The organism is Anaerolineales bacterium, assembly GCA_022866145.1.
Lineage (GTDB): Bacteria > Chloroflexota > Anaerolineae > Anaerolineales > E44-bin32 > PFL42.
The window spans coordinates 1-1,899 of the sequence record JALHUE010000291.1 but is presented as its reverse complement, the minus strand read 5'-3'; the positions used below and the strand labels follow the sequence as shown (position 1 = coordinate 1,899).

The window sequence follows — 1,899 nt, the reverse complement described above, 5'->3', positions numbered from 1 at the left end:
GTTGCGATGCGGAGGCTGATCGTTCCCGGATAGGCGGCGAAAAAGGGCGAGTAGCCGAACGGCACCGAGGGCGCCACCAGTACGCCTGTCCTCTCAGACGCGGCCTGGGCGATGGTCTCCGGGATCTGCACATCTGTCAGCAGGCTGAGGTAGCCGTGCTGCTCGCAAGCGCCGAGGATGAGCATCAGCCGGTCGTCGGATCTCAAGTAGGACTCGACCTGCATCCAATTCATCGTGCTCAACTGTCGGGTTTCCAAGGCATCCTCTTCTTCGCTACGGGCCTGGACCCATTCCGGTGGCTTCATTCGAGCCCAGGGCAGATGACGCACTTGCCACGGCGTGAGATGAACGGGGAGTCATTGCGCATTGGATTGGAATATCTCTGCATACACCGCTGCGCCCCGCCGCACTTCGTACACCTTGTGCATACCAGCGATGGCCTGCATCTCGTCCGGCGTTCGAGTGCAGGTGACGATGAAAGCCGGATCTGCAAGCCCTGTCCAGACGCCCTCGACCACTAGGTCCGGCCTGGCGAAGGCACGGACTCCCTCCACCGGCCCATCGACCAGGACGACCGCCCCGGGCGCAGCCGCCGCGTTCACGTACTCGCCCGCCTCCCGCAACGAGGTGCACCAGTGACTTGGCTGGTACTGTCCCCAGGCTCCATCGACTCCCCCCGCATACAAGTTGAAGTAGGCGTGTTCGTAGGGGTGCATGCGAACGATCCCCACCACCCCTGGCAGGATCACGAGCGCGGCGAGCGCCCTCCTGGCCCATACCCAGGGCAGCGCTTGCAGGACGACCTGCAGTCCCAGGCCCGCCAGGAGGAACAAGGGTGGCAGCACGAAGAGCAGCTGGCGAATGTTGCCATAGATACCGAAGCCCATGAACAAGAGACCGAACATCGGAACTAGGAACCACAGGCCGATGACGAGGGCTTCCCGCCAGGGAAGGCTCCGCTTCCGCAATCGCCAAAGCAACGCGCCGACACCCAGCACCACCAGCGGGAACACGGGCTCGGTCAGCTGGATCCCGGCCAGGGTTGGGAAGAAATGCCAGGGCAGGGCATCCGATGAGATCGTGACCCCGCGATAGAGCATGTCATGCGCCGGGAAGGTTCCGGTGAGCTGGAGCGAGGCCCAGAAGTTGCGCAGGGGATTGGCCCACAAGTAGGGCCAGGTCAGGTAGGCCGTGGTTGCGGCTGCCGCCCATGAGGCCAGTAGCGGCGTCAGCGAGCAGCGCTTGAGCCGGAGAATCCAGAACAGGCTGACCAGTGCGCCGGCGAAGGCACCGATCGGCCGGATGGAGACGGCAAACCCGACGAAGGCTCCGACGATGGCCGGCAAGACCCAGACCGCGTTCCGAGCCGTCCAGCGCCGAAGGCTGAGGGGGAACTCCGCCCGCAGCAGGAGAACCGCCCCCCCGATCATCCCGAGGAGGACGGGAACCGCAGCTAGCCTGAGGTTCACTTCGAGCTTCGAGAGATAGGCTTCGACCGGGATTCCGGCGGGATGCGCCGCGGCGCCGGAGAACAACCAGGACACCACAGGGCCTGCGCGCCCCTCATAGGCGCCAACCATCCAGGAACCCACCCAGCCCAGGGACCAACGGAAGACTGCCTGGTCGAGGAGGGCGAGCACCGCCAGGGCCAGATAGCCGAGCAGCGCCGCTCGAGCCCCCGGGCGGAGAGCACGCCATTCCGCCGACAGCCCTTGACGGAAAGCGTGAGTCGAGGCGGTGGCTGGCTGCCTTGCCGCCAGGCGGTCGCCCACGGCCAGACCGGCGGCGAGGATGATTACGAATGCCGCCATGAAGGGCGTGTCCTTCTGATTAACGAAGGCGTACCCGAACAACAAGGGCTGCGTCACAAACAAGGCAGTTGTCAACCAGGCGATGCTT

The 1,899-nt window shown here is 64.9% G+C and carries 2 protein-coding genes; both read right to left on the bottom strand.

Annotation, left to right across the window (positions count from 1 at the left end; translation table 11 throughout):
* Positions 1-257, bottom strand: a 257-nt coding sequence (locus tag MUO23_09025) for a creatininase family protein (GenBank protein ID MCJ7513097.1), incomplete at its 3' end; no start/stop codon positions are given.
* 99 nt (positions 258-356) lie between these two features.
* Positions 357-1,899 (bottom strand): hypothetical protein (locus tag MUO23_09020; protein MCJ7513096.1); only part of this gene is annotated, 1,543 nt, incomplete at its 5' end.